The organism is Vibrio sp. 2132-1, assembly GCF_033344315.1.
Genome location: NZ_JAWPON010000688.1, coordinates 1 through 560 on the forward strand (window position 1 = coordinate 1; position 560 = coordinate 560).

Here is a 560-nt window from a genome sequence, read left to right on the forward strand (position 1 = left end):
TTTTGCCACAAGTGCCTGCATACGCTCATCACGAATCATAAAGTTAGTTGCAGATGTGTCTTCATCTATCAGCAGTGATGTTGCACCGGCTTCGATAGATTCTTGTAACCAAGCCGCTTGCGATGTTGAACCTGATGCATCTTGCGTTGAGAAATCTGCAGTATCTTTACCCATTGGCAAATGGTTGATGTAGTTCGACAGATTTAAGTGATGCACACAACGGCCATCTTCTGCACGAATCTTCATCGCTTTCTGGTCTGTCACGATGTACTCGCGACCATCGCCAGGAATGTGATCGTAAATAGAACGTTCAATGGCGTTCAGCAATGTCGACTTACCATGAAAACCACCGCCGACAATCAAAGTGATGCCTTTGGGAATGCCAAGTCCAGTCACGTAACCTTTGTTTGGTGCATGCTGAGTCACCCCCAAAGACTCAGGAGCCGTAAACTCCACTGCTTCTTTCATCGGCAAATCACAGTTACCCGCAATACGTGGTAGAACGCTACCATTCGCAACAAACGCAACAAGATTGTGTGCTTCTAATCGTTCTCTTAATG

1 protein-coding gene is annotated in these 560 nt (G+C 46.1%); it reads right to left on the reverse strand.

Annotation, left to right across the window (positions count from 1 at the left end):
• On the reverse strand, nt 1-560 hold a 560-nt coding region (locus R8N47_RS27400), incomplete at both ends, for an ABC-ATPase domain-containing protein (protein WP_318186388.1).